Source organism: Mesorhizobium sp. M7A.F.Ca.AU.001.01.1.1 (assembly GCF_004022735.1).
Taxonomy (GTDB): domain Bacteria; phylum Pseudomonadota; class Alphaproteobacteria; order Rhizobiales; family Rhizobiaceae; genus Mesorhizobium; species Mesorhizobium ciceri.
On record NZ_RZPF01001010.1, the window covers coordinates 1 to 1,643 of the forward strand.

The 1,643-nt window shown below is 65.3% G+C and carries 2 protein-coding genes and 1 pseudogene; 2 read left to right on the forward strand and 1 reads right to left on the reverse strand.

Going from position 1 to position 1,643, the window contains the following annotated elements:
* Positions 1-363: phosphatidylserine decarboxylase (locus EN884_RS35195; protein WP_206617737.1), on the forward strand; the 363-nt coding region annotated here is incomplete at its 5' end.
* A 75-nt stretch (positions 364-438) separates the two neighbouring features.
* Entirely contained in the window at positions 439-1,185 is a 747-nt protein-coding gene (locus EN884_RS35200; protein WP_224621703.1) for a phosphatidylcholine/phosphatidylserine synthase, read from the forward strand.
* 27 nt (positions 1,186-1,212) lie between these two features.
* Here EN884_RS35200 and EN884_RS35205 read toward each other — a convergent pair.
* Positions 1,213-1,643 (reverse strand): annotated as a pseudogene (locus tag EN884_RS35205) (2-acyl-glycerophospho-ethanolamine acyltransferase); the annotation flags it as partial.

A 1,643-nucleotide genomic window follows, 5' to 3' on the forward strand; every position in this document is an offset into this window, starting at 1 on the left:
CCGGTACGCGGTCGTATCGTCAGGATCGAACACCGGCCCGGAAAATTCCTCAACGCCGAACTCGACAAGGCCAGCACCGAGAACGAGCGCAACGGCCTGGTCATCGAAAGCCCCAACGGCACGATCGCCGCCGTCCAGATCGCCGGCCTGGTGGCGCGGCGGATCGTCTGTTGGGCCGAGGCGGGCGGCTCGATCGGCACCGGCGAGCGTTTCGGCTTGATCCGCTTCGGCTCGCGCGTCGATGTCTTCCTGCCCTTGACCGCCACGCCGCGCGTTGCCGTCGGCCAGACAGCGGTCGGCGGCGAAACCGTGCTGGCCGAATTCGGCGGTGTCGCCGGCACACCCCTCGTGCGGATTTCCTGAGCCGTGGGCACGCAGTATAAGAAGTTCGAGGCCCATGCCAGCGGCGGTCCGCGCATCCGCGAGATCCCGATGCGCATGGTGCTGCCCAACCTCGTCACCGTGCTTGCCATCTGCGCCGGTCTGTCGGGCATCCGCTTCGGCTTCGAAGGCCGCTTCGAGCCGGCCGTGGTGATGGTGCTGCTGGCCGCTTTCCTCGACGGCATTGATGGCCGCTTGGCGCGGATGCTGAAGGCAACCTCCAAATTCGGCGCCCAGATGGATTCGCTGGCCGACATCGTCAATTTCGGCGTCGCCCCGGCTTTGGTGCTTTATGCCTTCCTGCTCGACCGTGCCGGCTCGCCGGGCTGGATTGCGGCCTTGCTGTTCGCCATCGCCTGCGGGCTAAGGCTCGCCCGCTTCAACGTGCTCGACGACGAGAAGGCCGACCGCCCGATATGGCAGTCCGAATATTTCGTCGGCGTGCCGGCGCCGGCTGGTGCTGTGCTGGTGATGCTGCCGCTCTATCTCTATTTCCTGCGCACAGGGCTGGAGCCCAGTCGTCCAGCGGCCTTCGTCGCCACCGGCTTTACCATACTGGTCGCCTTCCTGCTGGTCAGCCGGCTGCCGGTCTATTCCGGCAAGAGCCTGAAAATCCCGGGCGACAGGGTGTTGCCGATCATCCTGGGTGTCGTGCTCTACGTACTGCTGCTGATGACCTACCCCTGGTACACGCTGACCGCTTCGGTTGCCGGCTACCTGATCTTCCTGCCGTTCAGTGTGCGCGCCTATTCGAAACGCGCCAAGCTGGAGGGCGAGAAGGTACCGCCTTCGGATATAGGTTAGAAGGTCGGCGGAAGTGCTTGATCCGACTCAGGCCGCGACGCCGAGCCCCAGCCTGTCGATCGCCAGCTTTCGGGTCGAGACATAGTCGGTCTTGCCCGAACCCAGCACCGGGATTTCCTCGACCTTGACGATGTCGTTGGGCACCATCAGTTCGGCGGCGCCCGCTTGTTTGCCGAATCTGCGCAACTCGTCGGGATTGGCGTCGTCGGCGGTGGTGACCAGCACAATGCGCTCGCCGCGCCTCTTGTCCGGCACCGCTACCGCCGCATGGCGTTCTTCCGGCCACAACGACTGCACCAGCATCTCGACAGCACCCAGCGACACCATCTCGCCGGCGATCTTGGCGAAGCGCTTGGCGCGGCCGCGAATGGTGATGAAGCCTTCGCGGTCGACAGCGACGATGTCGCCGGTGTCGTGCCAGCCCGTCAGCGGCTGCAATTCACCGGGGCGGTCCGATG